We start from the raw sequence: 496 nt of genomic DNA on the forward strand, positions 1-496 counted from the left end.
GTGCGGCGAAACGGGCGAGACCGCTGGAGATGTTGATAATGCGGCCGCCGTTATTGATCAGCGGCAGCAGCGCCTGGGTGAGGAAGAACACACCCTTGAGGTGGGTGTTCATCAGCGTGTCGAACTCCTCCTCGGTTGTCTCGGCGATCATCTTGCGCAGGCCGGTGCCGGCATTGTTGATGAGATAGTCGAAGCGGTCGCGCTGCCAGGTCTCCTTCAGCGTCTTCTTCAACGCCTCGGCGAAGGCGGGGAAGGTGGCGACGGCGCCGGTGTCGAGTTGGAGCGCCGCGGCGCGGCCGCCAGCAGCCTCGATTTCGGCGACAGCCGCCTCAGCTTCGTCGGCGCGCGAGCGATAGGTAACGATGACGTCGACGCCCTTGCGGGCGAGGCTGAGCGCGGTGTTGCGGCCGAGGCCGCGGCTGCCGCCGGTGATGAGAGCGATGGGCCGGGTGGTCATGGCGAGAACTCCTTCTGTTTTGGATGGAGATGCATATAC

General features: G+C 64.7%; 1 protein-coding gene. It reads right to left on the bottom strand.

Going from position 1 to position 496, the window contains the following annotated elements; genetic code table 11:
* Positions 1 to 457: SDR family oxidoreductase (locus EN780_RS37415; protein ID WP_133373008.1), on the bottom strand; the 457-nt coding region annotated here is incomplete at its 3' end.
* Positions 458 to 496: the final 39 nt, after the last annotated feature.

The sequence above is a fragment of the Mesorhizobium sp. M4B.F.Ca.ET.089.01.1.1 genome (assembly GCF_004022605.1).
Classification (GTDB): Bacteria; Pseudomonadota; Alphaproteobacteria; order Rhizobiales; family Rhizobiaceae; genus Mesorhizobium; species Mesorhizobium abyssinicae.